The sequence below is a fragment of the Neobacillus sp. BF23-41 genome, assembly GCF_041106275.1.
Map to the genome: position 1 here is coordinate 134,597 of NZ_JBGBPR010000001.1, position 22,159 is coordinate 156,755.

The window sequence follows — 22,159 nt, forward strand, 5'->3', positions numbered from 1 at the left end:
TTCGGATAAATAAATAGCTATTAAAAAATTTGTCGAAAAAGGCTAAAAGGTAATGTCACAAATATAACAAGGAATTTTCACCCATCGTCTATTTAGAATCCAAGAGGATATATGCAGGTGTTATATTTATTATGATGAGACTTTAGTATCAAGTTCTACATTGTTGTAACCTCCTACTATTTTATTATTTTATTTGACTCATTATTCATAGTATAAAAAAAGCCTTTATTATGAGTTGTATACTTCAACATAATAAAGGCTGTGTTATAGAAGTTAATTAACCTGTTCCGGACTTTCAATAATACTTTAAATGATAACTTCTTATTCAATTATGAACTTTGTTCTTCTTTATCTTTAGGTTTTGGCTGTAAAACAGAACGTGGCTTACTGCCCTCATATGGACCAACGATACCGCGTGCTTCCATTTCATCAATTAACCTTGCAGCTCTTGTGTAGCCAATACGGAACCGTCTTTGTAACATGGAAACAGATGCTGTTTGCATTTCAATAATTAACTCAACTGCATCATTATATATATCATCATCGACCGCACCTGTTACTTCAGGAATGTCATCAGGGATCATCTCATCTTGGTATTGTGCTTTCTGTTGGGAAATAACAAATTCAACCGTGTCCTCGACTTCTTGGTCTGACAGAAACGCACCTTGAACACGAACTGGTTTGGATTCTCCAACCGGAAGGAACAACATATCCCCTCTTCCCAAAAGTTTTTCCGCACCACCCATATCTAAAATTGTTCTTGAATCGGTGGCACTTGACACTGCAAAGGCAATTCTGGATGGAATATTTGCCTTTATTACCCCAGTAATTACATCAACCGATGGTCGCTGCGTGGCAATGATTAAGTGAATTCCCGCTGCTCTCGCCATTTGAGCAAGGCGGGTAATCGAATCTTCTACATCCGACGAGGCCACCATCATTAAATCAGCCAACTCATCAACAATTACCACAATAAAGGGCAGTAATGGCTGTTTATCATTTTCTTCTAAATTATGCTTTCTTACGTGGTCATTATAGCCCTCAATATTACGTGTACCCGTGTAGGAAAACAATTCGTACCGTCTTTCCATTTCATTTACTACTTTTTTCAAAGCTTGTGATGCTTTTTTTGCATCCGTTACAACAGGTGCTAACAAATGAGGAATTCCATTATAAACATTGAGTTCAACCATTTTCGGGTCAATCATCATTAGTTTCACTTCATGGGGCTTTGCTCGCATTAAAATACTCGTGATAATGCCATTTATACAAACACTTTTTCCGCTTCCAGTTGCACCTGCAACAAGTAAATGGGGCATTTTATTTAATTCAGCTAAAACAGCTTCACCTGTAATGTCCCGGCCTAAGCCAATTAAAAGCTTGGAGTCAGGCTTGTCATTTTGTGTTGCTTCTAATACCTCGCGAAGCGAAACTACAGCAACCTCCGAGTTAGGAACTTCAATTCCAATTGCGGATTTACCAGGAATTGGCGCTTCAATTCTTATCCCCTTAGCAGCTAGTGCTAAGGCTAAGTCATCACTTAAACTGACAATTTTACTTACCTTTACACCTACGTCAGGATGAACTTCATATTTTGTTACAGCTGGTCCTAAATGGACCTGTGTTACTCGTGCTTTCACGCCAAAGCTTTGAAATGTCCTCTCTAGTTTTGCCGCATTTGCATGAATTTGTTCATATTCTCCACTCTGATCTGTTTTCTTTGGCAAATTAAGCAATCGAAGTGGTGGCAGCTCATAGGCAATATTCTCTACTTCCGTAAAGGTGATCGGCGGGATACTATCCTCATTTTCTTCAGAAGTTCCTTTTCCAGCCTTTGTTTCTTCTTGGTGATTCTTATCCTTTACATCTTCTTCCACATATGCCCTATCGGCAAAACTTGATATAATTGGCTCAGATGTTCTAATTTCCTCTTGGAGTGGTTGAGTTTCTGCATTTAAGACAGGCTGATTTTGTTCACGGTTTTCCTGCTCTTTTCTTTTCTGTGTGATTCTTTCTGCTTTTCGCTCTCGTTGTTTTTGTTTCCAATCTGTCATATCCGTTTTAAAGGCATCCCATTGACTTTTTGAAAAATCAACCATCACAATCATGATTTTCCCGATGAAATCTCCAAATGATTTACCGGTAAGTAAGATAATTCCAATTAATATGAAAATAAATGCAATAATTTTAGTACCTGTTTCAGCGAATAAATAATGGAATAAGGCAAATAAAACTGCCCCAAGCATTCCCCCGCCAAGATCGGTGGTGCTTGTTTCACCTCTAAGTTCCATCATAAACAATTCCCATGTATTACTGATAACACTTGGATCTTTAAATTTCCCATCATTTGTTAGCAAATGAAATAGGGTGACATGGCTTAAAAGCAGAATAGCAGAAGTAATAAAATAACTTCCAACCAATTTAATATGGAAGAAAAAAGGAATAGTCCGTTTCCACATCAAATAAACGCTTAACACAACAAGCCCAATTAAACTGAGCATATACCATTCTCCCATCCAAAAACGGAAGAAGATAACGGTTGCCTTCCCAACTGCACCAAGCTTAGCTATTGATATGATCGCAATAGCTAAAAGAGCCAGTGCGGATAATTCAAATTGAACGGTCTTTTTCAAATGGTTATCTCTCTTTTTTGGTTGTCTTCTTTTTTTCTTTGCCATCTAATCACCTTGTTGTTTCATTATGGTATATTTAATCCTTTAGTAAAAGGAGTTAAAAGGAAGAAAGCAGCCATTCAGGCTGCTCTTTTATCTTACCCTGATTATACCATAATCTACTATTCCAATGCGGACAATCCTTCCAGGCTCGCGAAAGAAATTTTTGCGCCTGGGCATATTTGATTATCCATATAATGCTGTGGATCCGTGCTCAGAATTCGGATAACTTGAACATTTTGCCCATCTATAGACTCGACTAAGAGTGGAATTCCTTGATAGCTTGCCATTTGTTGATTGCTAGGTGAACTGGCCTCATATGGAAAAATGAGTTCTGGTGGCATCATCGTATAAAGAATCATTGAATCAACACTTCATTCTTTTCTTTATGAAGATCTATCAATTCATTTAACTTTTTCATTGCCTGCCCAAGTCCGCCAACTTCATCGATGAGACCTGTTTTTACGGCATCAACTCCAATGACATTTGTACCTATATCTCTGGTTAAATTACCTTTAGCAAACATTAAATCTTTAAATGTTTCTTCGGTAATTTTGGAATGCTTTGTTACAAAATTGACAACCCGCTCTTGCATTTTATCCATATATTCAAAGGTTGCTGGAACGCCAATCACCAGGCCAGTCAATCGGATCGGATGGATCGTCATTGTTGCGGTTTCCGCAATAAAGGAGTAGTCACAAGAAACAGCAATCGGGACCCCTATCGAATGCCCTCCTCCTAATACAATTGAAACAGTCGGCTTTGATAGGGTAGCTAGCATTTCGGATATCGCTAGACCCGCCTCAACATCGCCACCAACCGTATTTAAAATAATAAGGACCCCCTCAATTTTTGGATTTTGTTCTATTGCAACGAGTTGAGGAATTAAATGTTCATATTTTGTTGTTTTATTTTGTGGCGGCAGTGCTAGATGTCCTTCGACTTGACCGATAATGGTCAGACAATGAATTTTAGAATCAGTTGAAAGCTGTGGAACATTGGTTTGTCCTAGCTGCTGAATTTTTTCTATCAATGCAGAAGAAGGTTTATCCTCTTTTTGAGGCTCACCGCCTTCTTGGTTTTCAGATTCGTTTTTTTGTATGTCGTTATTCATCCTAATACTCCCTTCAAGCATGATATAGTTTAGTATTTACCTGTAGGAGGTGATTTCATGCTTAAAATAAAAAGCACTGGATTGCCCAGTGCATTTTAATATGAGTAATATAGCATTTATGATATTTAGGTTAGCTTTTTAGATTTCCATAATTATCGGAAGAATCATTGGTCTTCTTTTTGTTTTTTCATATAAATTTCGGTTTAATTCTTCTCTAATATCCTGCTTTAAACTTGACCATTCAAAGGAATCTTTAGCTATATTTCTTTCTACAATGTCTCGAACTAGTTTTGTTGAATCATCCATCAATTTTTCGGATTCGCGAACATAAACAAACCCTCTTGAGATAATCTCTGGTCCCGCAGCTATTTTCCGATCTTGTTTTGTTAAGGTCACTACCACAATAAGAATTCCATCCTGCGATAATAGTCGTCGGTCGCGAAGGACTATATTTCCAACATCACCAACACCAATACCATCAATGAGTATATTCCCAGATGGAACCTTGCCAGCAAGGGCAAGGTTCCCTTCTTTCATTTCAAGGATATCGCCACGGTCTGGAATAAAGATTTGTTCATCGGTAAGTCCACATTCCATAGCCAATTTTCGATGTGCCTTTAGCATCCGGTATTCACCGTGAACAGGGATTAAATATTTGGGCTTCATCAAGTTAATCATAAATTTTAATTCTTCTTGGCTTCCATGACTCGATACATGGATGGTTCTTTTACCTGATATAACATTTGCCCCGGCTCTAAAGAGCATATCAACAGTCTTGAATAAAAATACTTCACTACCCCTAAGAGGTGAAGCTGCGATTAAAACGGTATCTCCCTTTTGAATATTAACCACTTTATCAATTTGCTTTGCCATTTTCTGCAATGCCTCTATAGGTTCACCTTGACTTCCAGTCATTAATACGACTATTTCTCGGTCTTGATAATTTTTTATCTCACTAATAGGAATGATTAAATCCTCTGCTACTTCTAAATATCCTAAATCAAGGGCAATATGATAAATTCTTTCTAGACTTTTCCCTACCACTGCGACTTTACGTCCATTCTCATTTGCTGCATTAAAAATATGCTGGATTCTATTTATATCTGAAGCAAAACAAGCAGCAATAATCCTCCCCGGTGCATTATAGAAAGCATTTGACATTTCACGCTCAACAATTGCTTCAGATGCGGTGTACCCCGGCTTTTCTGCTTCTGTACTATCAGACAACAAACATAATACCCCTTGTTCTCCGATAGATGCCATCTTCCCAATTTCTGGTTTATAAAGCTTTGTAGCCGCTTGATCAAATTTAAAATCACCAGTATAAACGATGATCCCTTCAGAGGTATGTATACAAACACCAACAGAATCAGGGATACTATGATTGGTTTTAAAGAAGCTTACATCAACAGCATCCAAGTTAATAATCGTATCCGAATCCACCTCAATAAAATTTGTTTTACCAAAATAATCTTGTTCTTTAAGTTTAGCATTTGCAAGGGCAAGTGTTAGCTTGGTTCCATAGACAGGGATATCTAATTGACGAAGTACATACGATAAAGCTCCTATATGATCTTCATGGCCATGAGTTAAGAAAATTGCTTTTACCCGGTCTTTATTTTCTTTTAAGTATGTAATATCCGGAATTACTATATCTATGCCAAGCATTTCTTCCTCGGGGAACATTAAGCCGGCATCTATGATAAATATGTCCTTGTCCACCTCAACAAGATACATATTCTTTCCGATTTCTCCTATACCACCAAGTGTAATTAACTTAATGGAATTATTTATTTTCTGTACCAAATTGTAAATCCTCCTAAGTTGAAACGAGTATACGCCGTTAACATGCGCTTCCGCTTTTTAATTTCCGATCGAGATCAGTTAGAGTTATTATACTAGATTTCTGAAAACCTTTCCAACATTTATAATAATAATGATAATTCTAAACAAAAATAAGCCAACCGAATGATCCTTCGGTTGGCTTTAGGTAGTCAGTATAACTTATTTAATAAAGTAATTAACGCTGCACGTTCTTGTTCTGTTAGCCCTACGAGAGGAAGCCTAACTGATCCAACGTCTAATCCAGTTACCTGTAAGGCTGTTTTAACAGGCGCAGGACTAGGAGCAGTAAATAAACCTTGCATGAAAGGGAGGAGATGCTGATGCAATCTTGCAGCCTTTTCATTCTCACCATTAAAAAATGCTTTTACCATTTCTTGTAATTGATTTCCAATCACATGTGAAGCAACCGAAACAACGCCTGCACCGCCAATGGAAAGAACAGGGATTGTCAGGCTATCGTCCCCACTATATAATACAAAATCATCATCTGTATTGGCAATGATGTGTGTCATTGCATTTAAATCCCCGCTTGCCTCTTTGACTGCAACAATATTAGATAACTTAGAAAGTCTAATGATCGTCTCGGGAAGGATGTTAACTGCTGACCGGCCAGGGATGTTGTAGACCATAACCGGCAGGGATGTAGCTTCTGCAACGGCTTTAAAATGCTGATATAGACCTTCCTGATTTGGTTTATTATAATAGGGTGCGACAACCATTATAGCATCCACGCCAAGTTGCTCAGCTTTTTTTGTCAATTCAACAGATGCATAAGTATTATTGCTTCCTGTTCCTGCGATTACGGGAATCCGCTTTTTTACCGTTTTTACAACATGATCAAATAATGCCAACTTTTCTTCCTTAGTTAACGTTGGTGATTCACCAGTGGTTCCAGCAACCACAAGTGACTCTGTTCCATTTTCAATTAAAAAATTCACTAATTGCGTGGTCTTGGCAAAATCAATATGTCCTTTTTTATCAAAAGGGGTAACCATTGCCGTCGATACTCGCCCAAAATGAACCATATTCTTACTCCTCTCAATACAATCCAGCATACTAAAAACACTCATTTTCTCTTCCGAATTCAATATAAGGATTTACCATTGAATTGGTGAAATCATCTATAAATCTGAAAGATTAAATTCAAATGACTCTTCTTCTAATTGAAAAGCATCATGAAGGGCATTTACGGATTTAACCAAGTCCTCCTGCTTTACAAGTACCCAAATCGTAGTATGACTATCTGCAGATTGTAGTATACGAATTCCATGATCCGATAAGGCCGTTACGATTTTCGAAGTAACTCCAGGAACTCCGGCAATCCCTGCACCAACAACAGAAACTTTTGCACAATGACGCTCTACGACAGGATCATGACCTAATTCGTTTAAAACCTGTATTGCTCGATCGGTCATTTCCTCTGTTACTGTATAGATTACTCCGTTTGGCGAAATATTGATAAAATCTACACTGATTCCTTCATTGGCCATTGCCTTAAATACTTCTGCCTGCAAGTAATATTGATCCTTTTTAGCGAATACCTTTATTTGCGTAACATTTGAAACGTGAGCGATTCCAGTTACAACTCGTTCCATTATGTCACTGCCACGATTATTTTTATTTAATGAGGTTACCAAGGTTCCTAATTTATCTGAGTAGGTTGAGCGAATCCGAATTGGTACTTTTGCCTGCATTGCGATTTCAACTGCTCGTGGATGAATGACCTTTGCACCCTGATAAGCCATATTACACACTTCTGTATAAGTTACTATGGGAAGTGGTCGTGCATTTTCTGCAATGCGTGGATCGGCTGTCATAATTCCTTCCACGTCGGTAAAGATATCTATCCATTCTGCATTAAGGGCAGCACCTAAGGCTGCAGCTGAGGTATCACTTCCGCCACGGCCAATTGTGGTAATATCGCCATTTTTTGCAGCTCCTTGAAAACCGGCAACCACAACAACATCATTTTTCTCTAACTCAGTTAGCAACCTGTCACATTTCATTTCATTGATTTTTGCATTTGTGTGGTCATTGTTTGTTCGGAAGCCTGCTTGAGCGCCAGTTAATGCAACAGCATTAATACCATGTTCCAATAACATACTTACAAAAACGACACTAGAAATAATCTCTCCGCAGGACAATAATAAGTCGTGTTCCCGTTTTGAGATTTTGCTTAAGTTCCCATCGATTAATGAAAGTAATGTGTCCGTAGCATAAGGGTCACCTTTTCTTCCCATCGCACTGACAACGACAACCACTTTATAGCCATCCGCTAAAGCTTTCTCGATATGGCCTTCCGCATATTTCCTACCTTTTTCATCTTTTACAGATGTACCGCCAAATTTTTGAACAATAATTTTCATGGTGACACCAAAACCTGCCTTTTTGATGTAACTTTATTTTACAATACCTAATTTAACTAAACTTTCTGCGATTTGAACAGAATTCCAAGCTGCTCCTTTGAGTAAGTTATCAGAAACCACCCACATATGGAAACCACGAGGCTCATCAATGTCTTTTCTAATCCGTCCAACAAATACATCATTTTTCCCAACGCAATTCGCAGGCATAGGATATAGTTGATTTTCCGGATCATCTTGCAAAATAACACCGGGGGCATCTTTTAATAATGCTTTAATGTCATTCGCACTTATGTCATCCGCTTCAATTTCAAAATAAACAGATTCAGAATGACCTACTGCTACTGGTAGTCTTACACAAGTAGCGGAAACCTGTAATTCTGGTAAGTGCATGATTTTTTTTGTTTCATTAATCATTTTCATTTCTTCAAATGTATATCCATTGTCTTGAAATTTATCAATTTGTGGAATCGCATTAAAAGCAATTTGATAGTGATTTTTATCTGATTTGACAGGTAAAATCTTAGGTTCATATGCTTCACCGTTTAAGATTGAACGAGTTTGTTCCATTAATTCCTCTACAGCAGCGGCACCAGATCCTGAAACAGCTTGATATGTTGAGACAATAACTTTTTTCAAACCAAATTGTTGACGGATTGGCTCAAGTGCTACAACCATTTGGATGGTAGAACAATTGGGATTAGCAATAATACCATTTTGATGGTGAAGGTCCGCTTCGTTCACTTCAGGAACGACTAATGGTGTATTCTCATCCATTCTAAAAGCGCTAGTGTTGTCCACCACGATAGCACCACGTTTAACAGCTTCTGGACCAAGTTCCTTTGATACACTACCGCCCGCACTGAATAAGGCAATCTCGACCCCTTCAAAACTCTCAGGCCTTGCTTCTTCAATGATATATTCCTGACCATTAACCTCCACTTTTTTACCAGCTGAACGTGCTGATGATAATAAAGTAAGTTTTCTGATTGGGAAGTTCTCTTTTATTAAAGTGTGAATCATTTGTTGTCCTACTGCTCCTGTTGCTCCAACAACAGCAACGTGAAATCCATTTTGTTGATTCATTACAGGTTCCCCTTCCATACTAGCTGGTCATTATATTTCAAAAAGGAATTGGCCTTTATATAGTTGCCAGCATGTTAATCATATTTTTTATTATCTCATCAGTGGGTAATGAAACTCCCCACTGATGATAGAATAATTTATTTTACCATATTCCTTTAAAGAAATAACCTTTTTTGATGAATGAGGGGAGGAGAATTAGTCAGAATCTTTATATCTTTCTACTAACACTGGTTGAATTTGTTTCCCTTCGATCGCAGCTTCAACTGTTTCTGTGAGTAATGTCATTCTTGCTACCATTGAATTTGGCTTTTTTATTGGGTCATCCTGGCCATAGGGAATAAAATAAATATTCTTTGTTGCCATTAGCCTCATTAAGTTTACTCCATTTAATCCAAGTGCATCGTTAGTCGAGATTCCGAGTACAACGGGCTTTAAATTTCTCAAAGTTGCTTTCGCAGCCATTAATACTGGACTATCGTTCATTGCGTTGGCAAATTTACTCATTGATACACCGGTTAATGGAGCAATGACCATACAATCAAGAGGGATTTTGGGTCCCAGCGGCTCAGCTTTGACGATCGAATCAATGACTTTATTTCCTGTTAAATCTTCAATTCGCTGGATCCAATCCTCTCCTTTACCAAACCGGGTGTCTGTATTTTTAACTGTAAAAGTTACCACTGGCATTACTTCAGCACCAGCTTGAACTAATTTTTCTATTTCAGGGAATACTGCATCGTACGTACAATGAGAGCCAGTTAAGCCAAAGCCAATTCTTTTCCCCTTTAAACTCATTTTACTTTCCCCTTTCGCTTTCGTAAATCATCTTGGAGCAGTTGAGCAAGAACATTTGCCAGAATTTGCCCGGCTGTTTTTGGTGCAACAATCCCTGGCAATCCCGGGGCAAGCAATGCTTTTATTCCCCTTTTCTCCGCATATCTAAAATCAGTTCCTCCCGGCTTTGATGCAAGGTCAATAATGAGCGTATGTGATGGCATTTTAGAAATAACCATCGCTGTTACGATTAAATGTGGTGCTGTGTTAATTAATATATCAGTATTCTTTACTTCATTTTCCAAATCCTTCAAATGAAACGGTGTTAAGCCCATTTCAGTGATTCTTGCCAAATGTTCACTTTTCCTAGCCCCTACCTTAACTTTTGCTCCAAGGGCTGCAAATGTTCTCGCCACACTCATACCAACTCTGCCTAACCCTAGAACCGTAATATTCGACCCATGTATTGTAAAATCAGTGTGTTGGATCGCCATCATAATCGTCCCTTCTACTGTAGGGATTGAATTATAGATGGCCACATCATCCCTTTCAAATAACTGAATAAGAGTCCGTTTAGCTTGCTTGGTAATCCCATTTAAATAAGCATTGCTGATTCCTGAATAAATCGCACAATGTTCTGGAGTCTTAGAGAGTAAATCCCCTGTCAAAATAACCTTTTCATTTGAAAAGATTGTTTCTACCTGCCCTTCTAAATTTGTACCAGGAACTGGCAAGATCAGGGTATCCACTGTTGAAAAGTCCACCTCATCCAGCTTTTCCTTGACCGCACCTGTAAAAGCATGATCAAGCTGTTCAAAACCAATAAGCGATAATCTCGCATCTAATTCAGTTAACTTGCGGATGATTTCCAGCTGTCTGGCATCCCCGCCAATCACGGCAATCTGCATCCCTGTCAGCATGAAAACATTCACCTTCTTCTTTTTAAAAATCCTACTAAGAATTCCTTTTCTGTATATCACTTCACCATCTTATGTAGGTTAACTTCATTCGGTGAGTTTTCCATACGTACTAAATAAAAAAGCCCAAGCAAGTTGACACTCGCTTGGGTTTTTTATGCTGAAGGGTATTAATCTTCATCCGGTACATCGATTATTATCATATCTGATCCTATCTTTTTAATGTGCTGCCAAGGAACCCTGATTTCTTCCCCTTGTTTTCGGAAACCAAACCATTTTATTGAAGGTATTAGCAGTGCTTGAATTTGTCCGGTGCCTTCATTAATCTCTAAATCGGTTTGTCCAAGTACACCTAGCCGTTCTGCCTTTTTTACGTCAACAATTTCCTTTCCGCTTAATTCACTTAACCTCAATACAAGATCCCCCCTTCATTTGCCCCTTATTAATAGTTTATAAGTGGAAGTCCCTATTTAGACTAAGAAATGCACAAGCGCTGTTAAGTGGACCTTTATTATCTAGGACAACAAAAAAAGAGGTAATCCATCAGCATGGAATACCTCTTTTCATTTACGATAATGTATTCGGAAATTCTCCGTCTGGACTAATTAAAGTCACGGAATAGTTGTCTGTAAAAACGGCCTTTGTCATTTCGTCCACACTTTTTTTGGTAACTCCATCAATCTGATCAATAATTTCATCCAGTGAACGATGACGTTTTAATAAAAGTTCATTTTTACCATTACGACTCATCCTGCTATTTGTACTTTCAAGACTTAGCATCAAGCTGCCCTTAAGCTGCTCTTTACTATTAGTTAATTCCCTTTCAGTAATCCCTTCTTGCTTTAATTTATTAAGTGTTTCTTGGATGGTTTCAAATAGTACATTCAGCTGTTTAGCACCTGTTCCACCGTAAACCGTCACAATCCCACTATCTTGATAAGCTGAATGGTAAGAGAAAACTGAATATGCTAAGCCCCTTTGCTCACGGACTTCCTGAAATAATCTCGAGCTCATGCTGCCGCCCAATATATTATTTAAAGTAATTAAGCTGTAGATGTCTTCATGCCCAACCTTTAATCCTTCAAAACCAATACATAAATGAGCCTGTTCCGTATCTTTCTTTCGTGAAAGTCGATTGGAATGGAAGGTAGGAATATTTTCAATTGCTTGGTTGTTAGCACCTTTATAGGATCCAAAATACTTTTCGACTTCTTTAATAAATGTTTCAGATACATTGCCTGCGATTGAGATAACAACATTTTCAGGAGTATACCTTTCATGAATATATTCCTTTAACGTTTGGCCAGTAAACGTATTAAGTATTTCCTCTGTGCCTAGGATTGGATATCCTAGTGGATGATCTCCATACACTGCTCTGCTAAGTAAATCATGAACAATATCGTCTGGAGTATCTTCGTACATTTTTATTTCTTCTAAGACTACATTTCTCTCTTTGTTTAGTTCCTCTTCCACAAAAGTGGAGTTAAAGAACATATCAGCTAACACATCTAGTGCAAATTGAGAATGTGTATCAAGGACTTTTGCATAATAGCAGGTATACTCCTTTGAAGTAAACGCATTCACCTGTCCGCCAATACTATCAAAGGATTCGGCAATTTCCTTAGCAGACCTTGTGGTAGTACCTTTAAAGAACATATGTTCCAGAAAATGCGAAATACCATTGTTTTGTGGGTTCTCATCTCTTGAACCCGTACCAATCCATACGCCTATTGCAACTGAACGTACAGTAGGGATATTTTCTAAAACAATTCTAACTCCATTTTGGCAAGTATATTTATTAATCATCGACTTCCTCCAGTCTATATACAGAAGCTGCTATTACTCCATCTATCATTATACTTAGTAAAATGTTTTTTCTCCAATTTTCAGTATATCTTACTGTGATTATTACTCAACTCTTTCTTCGCTCATTAACTCAGAAACTGTTCCAATTTCAAGGTTTTTTTGTTTGATCTGCGTGATTAAGCGATCGAGCGATTTCGCAGTTGCTTCTGTTGGATGCATAAGGACCATTGAGCCATTATTAATTTTTGTCATTACACGATTTATAAGTACAGCTGGTGATGGTTTTCTCCAGTCAACCGTATCAACGGTCCACATAACCGTCATCATTTTTAATTCGTTGGCAACTTTTATTGTCTCATCCCGAAAACTGCCACTAGGCGGGGCAAACCAAACACATTTCACTCCTGTAGCTGCTTCTATAATTTCATTCGTTTTCACCATTTGTTCCCTTGCTTTTCCAGCCGTCAATTGTTTCATATCAGGATGAGAATAGGAATGATTCCCCACTTCATGACCAGAACTGACTATCATTTTAGCAAGATCGGGATTTTTTTTGACCCAATTTCCTTCTAAAAAAAAACTAACCTTTATATTATGTCTTTTTAGAGTAGCAAGCATCTCCGATAAATATTCATTCCCCCACGCTACATTAATAATAAACGTTACCATTGGTTTATTAGGGTTTCCTTTATAAATTGGAGCTGGCGGCAAATCTTCGAGGTGAACCTTTGGCTTTTTCTGGGTAAAGACAAGGTTCTTTTCATTAAAAACACCTTTGTCCTTCATATGCTTATAGGAAGCTGCAATGTTAACCTCTCGCCCACTATAGCCCGGAATTGCCTTCCAGACCCTATCAATAGTCGCATCTATAGGCGGTATTTCATATGTATGGGCATTTTTAACAATACTTTGATAAAGAGGGTCTGACTCTTTTGCTGTTGGCAGAGCTGATTCCTTTTTTATAAAAGGATTACCCACGGTGATCCAAACTGCTAAACAAATACCAATGAGGATAAATACCTTTTTCATCTAACTTCCCCCTTTCCATACAGATTATGTATAAGAGGGACAAGGTAGAACTTCAGGATACTGTTAGCGGCTGATTCTAAAGAACATAGAGAGAATTTATAAAACGATCATACATGGAAAAAGCCAGGGTTTGTCCCCTGACTTCCTTATCGTCTCAGAATAAATGTCCCGAGTCTCTTGTTATTGATTTTCAGCCTTTTCACGCTGTTCCTTTAAAATAGCTTTACGTGAAAGGTTTACACGGCCCTGTTTATCAATTTCGGTTACTTTCACTAGAAGTTCGTCACCGATCTTAACAACATCCTCCACTTTACCTACACGTTCTTCGGCTAGTTCAGATATATGAACGAGACCATCTTTACCAGCAAAGATTTCCAAGAAGGCTCCAAATTTTTCAATTCGTTTTACCTTACCAAGATACATTTCGCCTACTTGAACTTCACGAACAATATCTTCGATGATTTTCTTTGCCTTTTGGTTCATTTCTTGATTTGTAGAGGCAATAAATACGGTACCATCCTGCTCAATATCAATCTTAACGCCAGTTTCCTCAATAATCTTATTGATTTGTTTACCGCTCGGTCCGATAACATCCCTGATCTTATCAGGGTTAATTGACATGGTTAAAATCTTAGGCGCAAACTGAGAAAGTTCTGCTCTTGGTTCAGTAATAGTAGCAAGCATCGAATCTAAAATGTGCATTCTGCCAACTTTTGCCTGTTGTAGTGCTTCTTCTAAGATTTCACGGGAGAGACCTTCAATCTTAATATCCATTTGAAGTGCAGTAACCCCTTTAGCAGTACCTGCTACTTTAAAATCCATATCCCCAAGATGGTCTTCCATTCCTTGAATATCAGACAAAACAGTATAATGTTCTCCAGATTTTACAAGTCCCATTGCAATTCCTGCTACAGGAGCCTTAATCGGAACACCTGCATCCATCATCGCTAATGTACTAGCACAAATACTTGCCTGCGAAGTGGAACCATTAGATTCAAGTACCTCAGATACAAGTCGAATGGTATATGGGAAATCCTTTTCAGATGGAATAATCGGTTCAAGGGCACGTTCACCAAGGGCACCGTGACCAATTTCACGACGACCTGGTCCTCGGATTGGGCCAGTTTCACCAACACTGAATTGAGGGAAGTTATAATGATGCATAAAGCGCTTTTCTTCCTCAATTCCAAGACCATCAAGAATTTGTACATCACCCATTGCGCCGAGAGTACAAATGCTTAGGGCTTGAGTTTGTCCACGTGTGAAAAGTCCAGAACCGTGGGTACGTGGTAAAATACTTATTTGTGATGAAAGCGGACGGATTTCATCAATTTTTCGGCCATCAGGACGAACCTTCTCCACTGTTATTAAGCGGCGAACCTCACCTTTTACAATCTTGTCCAATATCTGCTTTACTTGCTTCATATCTTCATCTTTAGCTTCTTGTTCCACAAATTTGGCAATCACTTGGTTTTTGACTTCTTTAATGGCATCTTCACGGGCATGCTTTTCTTGGACCTGAATGGCTTTTACCATATCAGCTTCGCATATTTCCCTTACTTCTGCCTCAAGTTCCTTATCTATTTCGTAAAGATTGATTTCTCTTTTTGGCTTGCCAATTTCAACAACAATTTTCTCTTGGAACTCAATTAAACGTTTAATCTCATCATGGCCATACATAATTGCTTCTAGCATAGTTTCTTCAGGAACCTCTAACGCACCTGCTTCTACCATGTTGATTGCATCTTTAGTACCAGCAACCGTTAAATGGATATCACTTTTTTCAGCTTGTTCTACAGTTGGATTAATAACAAATTCATTGTTAACCCGGCCTACGATAACACCAGCAATCGGTCCTTCAAAAGGAATATCTGATGTACTAAGTGCTAACGAAGATCCGAACATTGCAGCCATTTCAGTAGAACAATCCTGATCCACACTCATGACAATACTAATAACTTGTACATCATTACGAAAGCCATCAGCAAATAGCGGACGAATCGGTCTGTCAATTAGTCTGCTTGCCAAAATTGCCTTTTCACTCGGACGACCCTCGCGTTTAATAAAGCCACCTGGGATTTTTCCGACAGCATATAAACGTTCCTCATAGTTAACTGTTAATGGAAAAAAGTCTAAGTTTTTTGGTTCCTTTGAGGCTGTTGCTGTACTCAATACTGCTGTATCTCCATAGCGTACCAAGACTGCACCGTTTGCTTGCTTTGCTAATTGTCCAATTTCGACAGTTAATTTACGGCCTGCCCAAACCATGGAATATTCATGTTTCAATTGTTCCATATTTTTACCCCTCTCTATCTAAATCACTTAGGAGGACGATGCGAAAATTTTCACTTCCGCTGTACTCATCATACTAAATCTAACTATTATTAAAAAGCTTAGAAAGCTATAGTTTAAATGCGAAATCACCTTATTAGTATGCACAAAAAAGTCATGACTTAAAAATATGTATAAAAAATTCTTTATTTTCTTTTCCTCTTTTTAAAGCTAATAAAAAAGCGGGAATAATCCCGCTTCTGTAAACTAACGACGTAGACCAAGCTTATTAATTAACACACGGTAACGTTGAACATCTTTGTTACGTAGGAATGTTAAAAGATTACGACGTTTACCAACCATTTTCAAAAGACCGCGACGTGAGTGGTGATCTTTTTTATGAGTACGTAAGTGCTCATTCAAATTGTTGATTGATTCTGTAAGGACAGCGATTTGAACTTCTGCAGATCCAGTGTCGCTTTCATGAGTTTTAAACTCATTGATAAGTTCATTTTTACGTTCTTGAGTGATTGCCATCCGGATTCACCTCCTAAATTTTACAAATCCCCTGGTACCGAGCAAGCGTTGGTGATTCGTCTTGCCAAGTAGAGGTTATTTTTAATACGTTAATAAGAATACAACTTTTCACATCAAAAAGCAAGGCTATAACGAAGTTTATTGTAGGAAAAACGCCTTTTATAAGTGAGAATGTGGAAGATTGTCTTGTTTATTAAAATAATCTAGTGAATTTTGCTTATCTCTTTCAATTTGTGCAACGAGCTCTTCAATCCCTGAAAACTTTTGTTCCTTACGTAAGGGAAGATGCCACTCGATGACCACTTCTTCACCATAGATATCTTTATTAAAGTCAAATAAATGAACTTCAACAGAAGGATGTAAGGCTTCCTTATTAAAGGTGGGTTTATAACCAATATTACAGACTCCATTGTACCATTGGGTTTCAACTTTCATTCTTACTGCATATACACCAGTCGGCGGGATCATGTAATCGTCATTTAAGTCAACATTCGCCGTTGGAAAGCCAATCGTCCTGCCTCGTTTATCACCATGAATGACTATGCCCGATGTTGTATAAAATCGTCCAAGAAGTGATAAAAGCGCGTCTGTTTTTCCTTCTTTAAGCAAGGTTCTAATTCTAGTTGAACTAACCTTTTGATCACCTTGAGTAAACTTTGGAACGACCGAATAAGAAAATTGATCTCTTGAATGGAAGGGCAATGTTTCCATCGTCCCCTTTCCCATACGCCCATAGGTAAAATCAAAACCAGCAACTACGTGCATTACGTTTAGTCTAATAACATATTGATCAATGAATTCCTGTGGAAGCAAATTGGCAAATTCAGAAGTAAAGTTAATGATAAATAAATAATCAATACCAAGTTCTTCGATAATTTTTATTTTTTCAGATAATGGAGTAATATATTGTATCTGCTGTTCCGTTTTTCCTAATACTACCGAAGGATGGGGGTCAAATGTCATGACCGCACTGCAAATTCCTTTTTCTTCAGCATGCTTTTTTGCCTCAAGAATTACCTGTTGATGGCCACGGTGCACTCCATCAAAGTAGCCCATTGCCATTGTTAGGGGCGGAAATTCAACATTTGTTATATCGTATGGAAATCTAAGCTTAATTACTTCCAATGAAACTCACCTTTTCTATACCGTACCTTTTTCTTCTAAATCATTACGTAACACTTTAACTGGTTTAAAGAGGTCTGGCTTGCTTGGATGTTTTGAATAAATAGCAAGAGCTAGTCCTTCAGCAGTTTCAGTGACAATCGGTCCGTTACTAGTTTTTAAATGCTCTGGCATTTGTAATAATGCGCCATTTTTCACTTTCTCTGCTACTTTATCATTAATTCGTAATTTCGGCAAATGAGAAAGTGCTGTTTCTAAAGGCCTTAATATACTTGAAATTGTCCCAGCCTCCATATGTTTTTCAATTTCATCAAACGTCAAACAATCCTCCAATGAAAAAGCAGCAGATTGAACTCTTTGTAAAAAGGACATATGTGCAGGGAAGCCCAGAATTTCACCAATCATTACCGCTAAGGTCCGGATGTACGTTCCTTTACTGCAACTGACCTTAAACCTAAACTGTACAGTTTCACCGATAAATTCATCTCGGTCATCTAATAATTCGATGGAATAAATCGTTACCTTTCTAGTGGGGCGTTCGACTTCTATACCCTTCCGTGCATATTCATAAAGACGAACCCCTCCCACTTTTACTGCCGAGAACATAGGCGGTGTTTGTTCAATTTCACCGGTTATTGAATGAAAAACTTGGAGAATCTCTTCTCGTCGAATGGTCCGATCCACTGGTTTCTGCTCCACTATTTCACCAGAAGCATCTTCAGTAGTCGTCGAAAAACCAATTGTTACTTCTCCCTCATACGATTTACCAGCATCGGTTATGTATTCAGCAACTTTTGTTGCTTTCCCTATACAAATTGGAAGCACTCCTGTTACGTCTGGATCAAGAGTACCCGTATGCCCTACCTTTTTTGTTTTTAAAATCTTCCGCAATCTAAACACACAATCATGGGATGTCAAACCCGCAGGCTTATATAACGGTAATATTCCTTCCAATTAAAATCCTCCAATCAAAAAATTATCGAAAAAAAAGGATAGACAATGTCTATCCAATTATTCTTCTTCACTTTTTTCTAAAGGCTTTTCATCCTTATGCAGTTGATGAAGAAGTGTATCAATTCGATTCCCGTAATCGATAGATTCATCCCATTCAAAGATGATTTCAGGTGTTTTACGAAGGCGAATACGGTGGCCAATTTCGGTCCGAATAAAACCTTTTGCTTTGGCCAGCCCTTTTAAGGTATTTTCCCTTTGCTCTTCATCACCTAATACGGAAATATACACTTTCGCCTGTTGTAAATCTCCTGTTACTTCAACGTCGGTAACCGTCACAAAACCAATACGTGGATCTTTGATTTTGCGACCGATGATGTCACCTAGTTCTTTTTTCATTTGTTCTCCAACACGATTTGCTCTGTGGCTCATCACATTCACCTCTTAACTTAAAGCCATTCAATCTCGGTGATCGTTCTCTCTATTTCTGGAAATGAGTCGATTAATTTCAAAGCATTTTGCAACTCATGTTCCGTCGATACACGCGTGGAAGTTACGACAACTATGGCAATTTTCGTTCGTTGCCACATATCCTGAAAGCCAACTTCTGATACAGAAACATTAAATTTCTGTTTTAAGCGTGTAAGGATTCGTTGAAGGACAGCCCGTTTCTCTTTTAAAGAATGAGCATCATAGATCATACATTCACATTCGGCCACACCGATGATCATTTACGTTCAATTTCTTCCATTACATATGCTTCAATGATGTCTCCTTCTTTAACATCATTAAAGTTTTTAATTGTAATACCACATTCGTAACCTTGGGCAACTTCTTTTACATCATCTTTAAATCGTTTTAACGCATCAATATTTCCTTCAAAAGTGACAACACCGTTACGAATTAAACGAATACCGCTGTCGCGGGTAATTTTACCATCCGTTACATATGAACCAGCAATTGTTCCTACCTTTGAAACTTTAAAGGTTTGACGGATTTCTGCTTGACCAATTATTTTTTCTTGGAATTCAGGATCAAGCATACCTTTCATTGCTGCTTCAATCTCTTCAATCACTTTATAAATTATACGGTGAAGACGGACGTCAACTTTCTCCGCTTCTGCTGCACGTTTCGCATTTACATCAGGGCGAACGTTAAAACCAATGACGATGGCATTAGACGCAGCAGCAAGACTAATATCCGACTCATTAATCGCTCCAGCACCGCTATGAATAATTTTGATGTTAACACCTTCAACATCTATTTTTTGAAGAGAAGCGGCAACGGCTTCAGCAGACCCTTGAACGTCCGCTTTAAGGATAATGTTTAAATCCTTCATTTCACCTTGCTTTAATTGATCAAAAAGCGTTTCTAGACTAACAATGGATTTTTCACCACGTTGGGCTACCAGTGCTGTTTGAGCTCGTGATTCTCCAACTTGACGTGCAGTTTTTTCGTCTTCAAATACAACGAAACGATCTCCAGCCTGTGGCACGTCATTAAGTCCAGTTATTTCAACAGGAGTTGAAGGACCTGCCTCTTTGACACGGCGTCCTTTGTCATTCACCATTGCACGGACACGGCCAAAGGTATGACCAACAACAATTGGATCCCCAATTTTTAATGTACCGTTTTGGACTAGTAAGGTTGCAACGGATCCACGACCTTTATCTAATTGTGCTTCGATAACAGTACCAACGGCTTTGCGATTTGGATTCGCTTTATATTCTTCTACTTCACTAACGAGTAATATCATTTCTAGAAGGGTGTCAATGCCTTCTCCCGTTTTTGCAGAAAGTGGTACAAAGATAGTATCTCCACCCCATGCTTCTGATACTAATCCATGTTCAGTCAACTCTTGCATTACACGGTCAGCATTTGCAGCTTCTTTATCCATTTTATTAACTGCTACAATAATTGGAACCTCGGCAGCTTTTGCATGGTTAATCGCTTCAACAGTTTGCGGCATAACACCATCATCTGCAGCTACTACTAGGATGGTAATATCAGTTATTTTAGCGCCACGTGCACGCATTGTCGTAAAGGCAGCGTGTCCTGGTGTATCAAGGAAGGTAATCTTTTTCCCGTTTTCAACCACTTGATAGGCACCAATATGCTGGGTAATTCCCCCCGCTTCACCCTCTGTAACCTTTGTGTTACGGATGGAATCTAGCAAGGTTGTTTTACCGTGGTCAACGTGACCCATTATTGTTACAACAGAAGGTCTTTCCTCTTGAGAATCATCTGAATCTTCAGTAAAGTATACTTCAAGATCTGTTGTATCTACTTTAATTTCTTCTTCCACTTCAACCCCATATTCGCTTGCAATCAATTCAATCGCATCTTTATCTAAGACTTGATTAATTGTGGCCATGACACCTAATAAAAAGAGCTTTTTAATAATCTCTGAAGGCTCACGGTAAATTTTCTTTGCTAATTCGCCCACAGTTAGAGATTCACTGAAAGTAATTTTCGCTGGAAGCTCCTTCTCTTTTTTCTTCTGTGGCTGGGCTTGTTGAACTGGCGTATGAGTTTTTTTCTTATTTTTATTATTATTATTATTATTATTACGATTTTGATTATTATTATAAGGCTTGGCTTTAGCTTTATCAGCATTGCTGAAAACCTTATTTTCTTTGGATTGATATTCCTGGTTTTGCTTTTTGCCTTCGACCGTCTTTGGAGGAGAAACAACTTTTACCTTGCTAGGAGCGGCATTTTTATCAGCAGCTTCTTCAAATGCTTTAGGAGTTTTCGTCTGAACTTGCGGCCTTTGCGTTGACTGTGCAGGTCTTTGGTTTTGACGCTGCGTTTGAGTTGGACGAGAGTTTGTTCGTTGTTGCTGCTGTCCATTTTGTTTATTCTCTGTGTTTTGCTGTGGAGCCTTGTTATCCTTTTTACTGAATGTTTCGTCAAGCTTTTTAACTTCTGCGTCTTCTATTGTTGCCATATGATTGGAGACCTCTATATTCATTTCTTTTAGTTTTGTGATGATATCTTTACTTGAAATGTTGTGTTTTTTTGCATATTCATATACACGTATTTTACTCATCTTTTCACCCCCGCTAGATTTAATCGAGCAACGTTACCATTTTTTTAGCAAATCCATCATCCAGTACAGCTACAACAACGCGGGCTTCCTTGCCAATCGCTTGGCCAAGAAGATGACGATTTTCCACAATTTTATATGGAACCTCATACGAATTACACTTATCAGTAATCTTTTTTGTCGTATTTGCAGAAGCATCTGCGGATAATAAAATGAGATGCGCCTTTCCGCTTTGAATCTGCTTCACGGTAAGCTCCTCACCTGATATGATTTTGCGTGCTCGATTGGCCAAGCCAAGCAATGACATCCATTGATTTTGTTTCATTTGGATTGTCAATTCTCCTTCTCTATAAGCTCAAGTAGCTCTTCGTATAACGAATCATTTATAGAAACCTGTAAGTGATTAGATAGGGTATTTTTTTTCTTGGCAAGTAAGACAGCTTCCTTGTCCCTTGAAAGGTAGGCACCCCTTCCGGATTTCTTCCCCGTCAGGTCGATGGATACCTCCCCTTCCTTTGAGCGAACGATGCGAACAAGTTCTTTTTTCGGTTTCATATCACCGGTTGCAACACACTTGCGCATAGGAACTTTTTTCTGATTGTTCATTCATCATTCACCTCACT

The 22,159-nt window shown here is 38.3% G+C and carries 21 protein-coding genes; all 21 read right to left on the reverse strand.

The window, feature by feature from the left end; translation table 11 throughout:
• Positions 1–329: 329 nt before the first annotated feature.
• The 21 genes from AB7942_RS00555 to rnpM all read right to left on the reverse strand — a co-directional run bounded on the left by AB7942_RS00555 (position 330) and on the right by rnpM (position 22,142).
• Positions 330–2,678, reverse strand: a complete 2,349-nt coding sequence (locus AB7942_RS00555) for a DNA translocase FtsK (protein ID WP_369445434.1) — start codon at positions 2,676–2,678, stop codon at positions 330–332.
• Positions 2,679–2,794: 116 nt separating this feature from the next.
• Complete coding sequence (locus tag AB7942_RS00560; protein WP_335397314.1) at positions 2,795–3,034, reverse strand: YlzJ-like family protein; 240 nt, start codon at positions 3,032–3,034, stop codon at positions 2,795–2,797.
• Positions 3,031–3,786, reverse strand: coding sequence for a ClpP family protease (locus AB7942_RS00565; protein WP_088086406.1), 756 nt, complete (start codon positions 3,784–3,786; stop codon positions 3,031–3,033). Before AB7942_RS00565 ends, AB7942_RS00560 begins: the two co-directional genes overlap by 4 nt.
• Before the next feature lie 138 nt (positions 3,787–3,924).
• On the reverse strand, positions 3,925–5,592 hold the full coding sequence (locus AB7942_RS00570; RefSeq protein WP_098932997.1) for a ribonuclease J: 1,668 nt from the start codon (positions 5,590–5,592) through the stop codon (positions 3,925–3,927).
• Positions 5,593–5,780: 188 nt separating this feature from the next.
• On the reverse strand, positions 5,781–6,656 hold the full coding sequence (gene dapA / locus AB7942_RS00575) for a 4-hydroxy-tetrahydrodipicolinate synthase (RefSeq protein ID WP_369445435.1): 876 nt from the start codon (positions 6,654–6,656) through the stop codon (positions 5,781–5,783).
• Between the two features lie 96 nt (positions 6,657–6,752).
• Complete coding sequence (gene dapG / locus AB7942_RS00580) at positions 6,753–7,997, reverse strand: aspartate kinase (protein ID WP_369445436.1); 1,245 nt, start codon at positions 7,995–7,997, stop codon at positions 6,753–6,755.
• Between the two features lie 33 nt (positions 7,998–8,030).
• Positions 8,031–9,080 carry an aspartate-semialdehyde dehydrogenase gene (asd, locus tag AB7942_RS00585; protein ID WP_369445437.1) on the reverse strand — a complete coding sequence of 350 codons (1,050 nt, stop codon included), beginning with the start codon at positions 9,078–9,080 and terminating at the stop codon, positions 8,031–8,033.
• Positions 9,081–9,275: 195 nt separating this feature from the next.
• Positions 9,276–9,875: a dipicolinate synthase subunit B gene (gene dpaB / locus AB7942_RS00590; protein ID WP_026566481.1), complete on the reverse strand. Its 600-nt coding sequence runs from the start codon at positions 9,873–9,875 to the stop codon at positions 9,276–9,278.
• Positions 9,872–10,774 carry a dipicolinic acid synthetase subunit A gene (gene dpaA / locus AB7942_RS00595; RefSeq protein WP_335711722.1) on the reverse strand — a complete coding sequence of 301 codons (903 nt, stop codon included), beginning with the start codon at positions 10,772–10,774 and terminating at the stop codon, positions 9,872–9,874. Before dpaA ends, dpaB begins: the two co-directional genes overlap by 4 nt.
• 167 nt (positions 10,775–10,941) lie before the next feature.
• On the reverse strand, positions 10,942–11,184 hold the full coding sequence (locus tag AB7942_RS00600; RefSeq protein WP_088086400.1) for a YlmC/YmxH family sporulation protein: 243 nt from the start codon (positions 11,182–11,184) through the stop codon (positions 10,942–10,944).
• Positions 11,185–11,338: 154 nt separating this feature from the next.
• The gene (locus tag AB7942_RS00605) at positions 11,339–12,577 is read right to left on the reverse strand and encodes a M16 family metallopeptidase (protein ID WP_098933000.1); all 1,239 of its coding nucleotides are present in this window, start codon (positions 12,575–12,577) and stop codon (positions 11,339–11,341) included.
• Between the two features lie 102 nt (positions 12,578–12,679).
• Positions 12,680–13,606, reverse strand: a complete 927-nt coding sequence (locus AB7942_RS00610) for a polysaccharide deacetylase family protein (RefSeq protein WP_369445438.1) — start codon at positions 13,604–13,606, stop codon at positions 12,680–12,682.
• A gap of 180 nt (positions 13,607–13,786) precedes the next feature.
• Complete coding sequence (pnp, locus tag AB7942_RS00615) at positions 13,787–15,901, reverse strand: polyribonucleotide nucleotidyltransferase (RefSeq protein WP_335711719.1); 2,115 nt, start codon at positions 15,899–15,901, stop codon at positions 13,787–13,789.
• Between the two features lie 243 nt (positions 15,902–16,144).
• Positions 16,145–16,414: a 30S ribosomal protein S15 gene (rpsO, locus tag AB7942_RS00620; RefSeq protein ID WP_026566475.1), complete on the reverse strand. Its 270-nt coding sequence runs from the start codon at positions 16,412–16,414 to the stop codon at positions 16,145–16,147.
• Positions 16,415–16,573: 159 nt separating this feature from the next.
• The gene (gene ribF, locus AB7942_RS00625; protein ID WP_369445439.1) at positions 16,574–17,539 is read right to left on the reverse strand and encodes a bifunctional riboflavin kinase/FAD synthetase; all 966 of its coding nucleotides are present in this window, start codon (positions 17,537–17,539) and stop codon (positions 16,574–16,576) included.
• 15 nt (positions 17,540–17,554) lie between these two features.
• Positions 17,555–18,490, reverse strand: a complete 936-nt coding sequence (gene truB, locus AB7942_RS00630) for a tRNA pseudouridine(55) synthase TruB (RefSeq protein ID WP_369445440.1) — start codon at positions 18,488–18,490, stop codon at positions 17,555–17,557.
• 57 nt (positions 18,491–18,547) lie between these two features.
• A complete protein-coding gene (rbfA, locus tag AB7942_RS00635; RefSeq protein WP_088086394.1) occupies positions 18,548–18,919 on the reverse strand; it encodes a 30S ribosome-binding factor RbfA in 372 nt (123 codons plus the stop codon).
• A gap of 17 nt (positions 18,920–18,936) precedes the next feature.
• Positions 18,937–19,218, reverse strand: a complete 282-nt coding sequence (locus AB7942_RS00640; protein ID WP_088086393.1) for a DUF503 domain-containing protein — start codon at positions 19,216–19,218, stop codon at positions 18,937–18,939.
• Positions 19,215–21,539: a translation initiation factor IF-2 gene (infB, locus tag AB7942_RS00645; protein ID WP_369445441.1), complete on the reverse strand. Its 2,325-nt coding sequence runs from the start codon at positions 21,537–21,539 to the stop codon at positions 19,215–19,217. The genes AB7942_RS00640 and infB overlap by 4 nt, the downstream gene beginning before the upstream one ends.
• A 19-nt stretch (positions 21,540–21,558) precedes the next feature.
• Positions 21,559–21,861, reverse strand: a complete 303-nt coding sequence (locus AB7942_RS00650) for a YlxQ family RNA-binding protein (protein ID WP_088086391.1) — start codon at positions 21,859–21,861, stop codon at positions 21,559–21,561.
• Between the two features lie 8 nt (positions 21,862–21,869).
• Positions 21,870–22,142: an RNase P modulator RnpM gene (rnpM, locus tag AB7942_RS00655; protein WP_088086390.1), complete on the reverse strand. Its 273-nt coding sequence runs from the start codon at positions 22,140–22,142 to the stop codon at positions 21,870–21,872.
• Positions 22,143–22,159 lie beyond the last annotated feature (17 nt).

Bases quoted from the DNA above. Each gene is read 5' to 3' on its own strand.
- rpsO (WP_026566475.1), bottom strand. From the start codon at position 16,414: ATGGCAATCACTCAAGAACGTAAAAATGAACTTATCAATGAGTTTAAA.
- AB7942_RS00650 (WP_088086391.1), bottom strand. From the start codon at position 21,861: ATGAAACAAAATCAATGGATGTCATTGCTTGGCTTGGCCAATCGAGCA.
- AB7942_RS00560 (WP_335397314.1), bottom strand. From the start codon at position 3,034: ATGATTCTTTATACGATGATGCCACCAGAACTCATTTTTCCATATGAG.
- AB7942_RS00605 (WP_098933000.1), bottom strand. From the start codon at position 12,577: ATGATTAATAAATATACTTGCCAAAATGGAGTTAGAATTGTTTTAGAA.
- dpaA (WP_335711722.1), bottom strand. From the start codon at position 10,774: ATGCTGACAGGGATGCAGATTGCCGTGATTGGCGGGGATGCCAGACAG.
- dpaB (WP_026566481.1), bottom strand. From the start codon at position 9,875: ATGAGTTTAAAGGGGAAAAGAATTGGCTTTGGCTTAACTGGCTCTCAT.
- infB (WP_369445441.1), bottom strand. From the start codon at position 21,539: ATGAGTAAAATACGTGTATATGAATATGCAAAAAAACACAACATTTCA.
- AB7942_RS00610 (WP_369445438.1), bottom strand. From the start codon at position 13,606: ATGAAAAAGGTATTTATCCTCATTGGTATTTGTTTAGCAGTTTGGATC.
- pnp (WP_335711719.1), bottom strand. From the start codon at position 15,901: ATGGAACAATTGAAACATGAATATTCCATGGTTTGGGCAGGCCGTAAA.
- dapA (WP_369445435.1), bottom strand. From the start codon at position 6,656: ATGGTTCATTTTGGGCGAGTATCGACGGCAATGGTTACCCCTTTTGAT.
- asd (WP_369445437.1), bottom strand. From the start codon at position 9,080: ATGAATCAACAAAATGGATTTCACGTTGCTGTTGTTGGAGCAACAGGA.
- AB7942_RS00640 (WP_088086393.1), bottom strand. From the start codon at position 19,218: ATGATCATCGGTGTGGCCGAATGTGAATGTATGATCTATGATGCTCAT.
- AB7942_RS00555 (WP_369445434.1), bottom strand. From the start codon at position 2,678: ATGGCAAAGAAAAAAAGAAGACAACCAAAAAAGAGAGATAACCATTTG.
- AB7942_RS00565 (WP_088086406.1), bottom strand. From the start codon at position 3,786: ATGAATAACGACATACAAAAAAACGAATCTGAAAACCAAGAAGGCGGT.
- dapG (WP_369445436.1), bottom strand. From the start codon at position 7,997: ATGAAAATTATTGTTCAAAAATTTGGCGGTACATCTGTAAAAGATGAA.
- rbfA (WP_088086394.1), bottom strand. From the start codon at position 18,919: ATGAGCCACAGAGCAAATCGTGTTGGAGAACAAATGAAAAAAGAACTA.
- rnpM (WP_088086390.1), bottom strand. From the start codon at position 22,142: ATGAACAATCAGAAAAAAGTTCCTATGCGCAAGTGTGTTGCAACCGGT.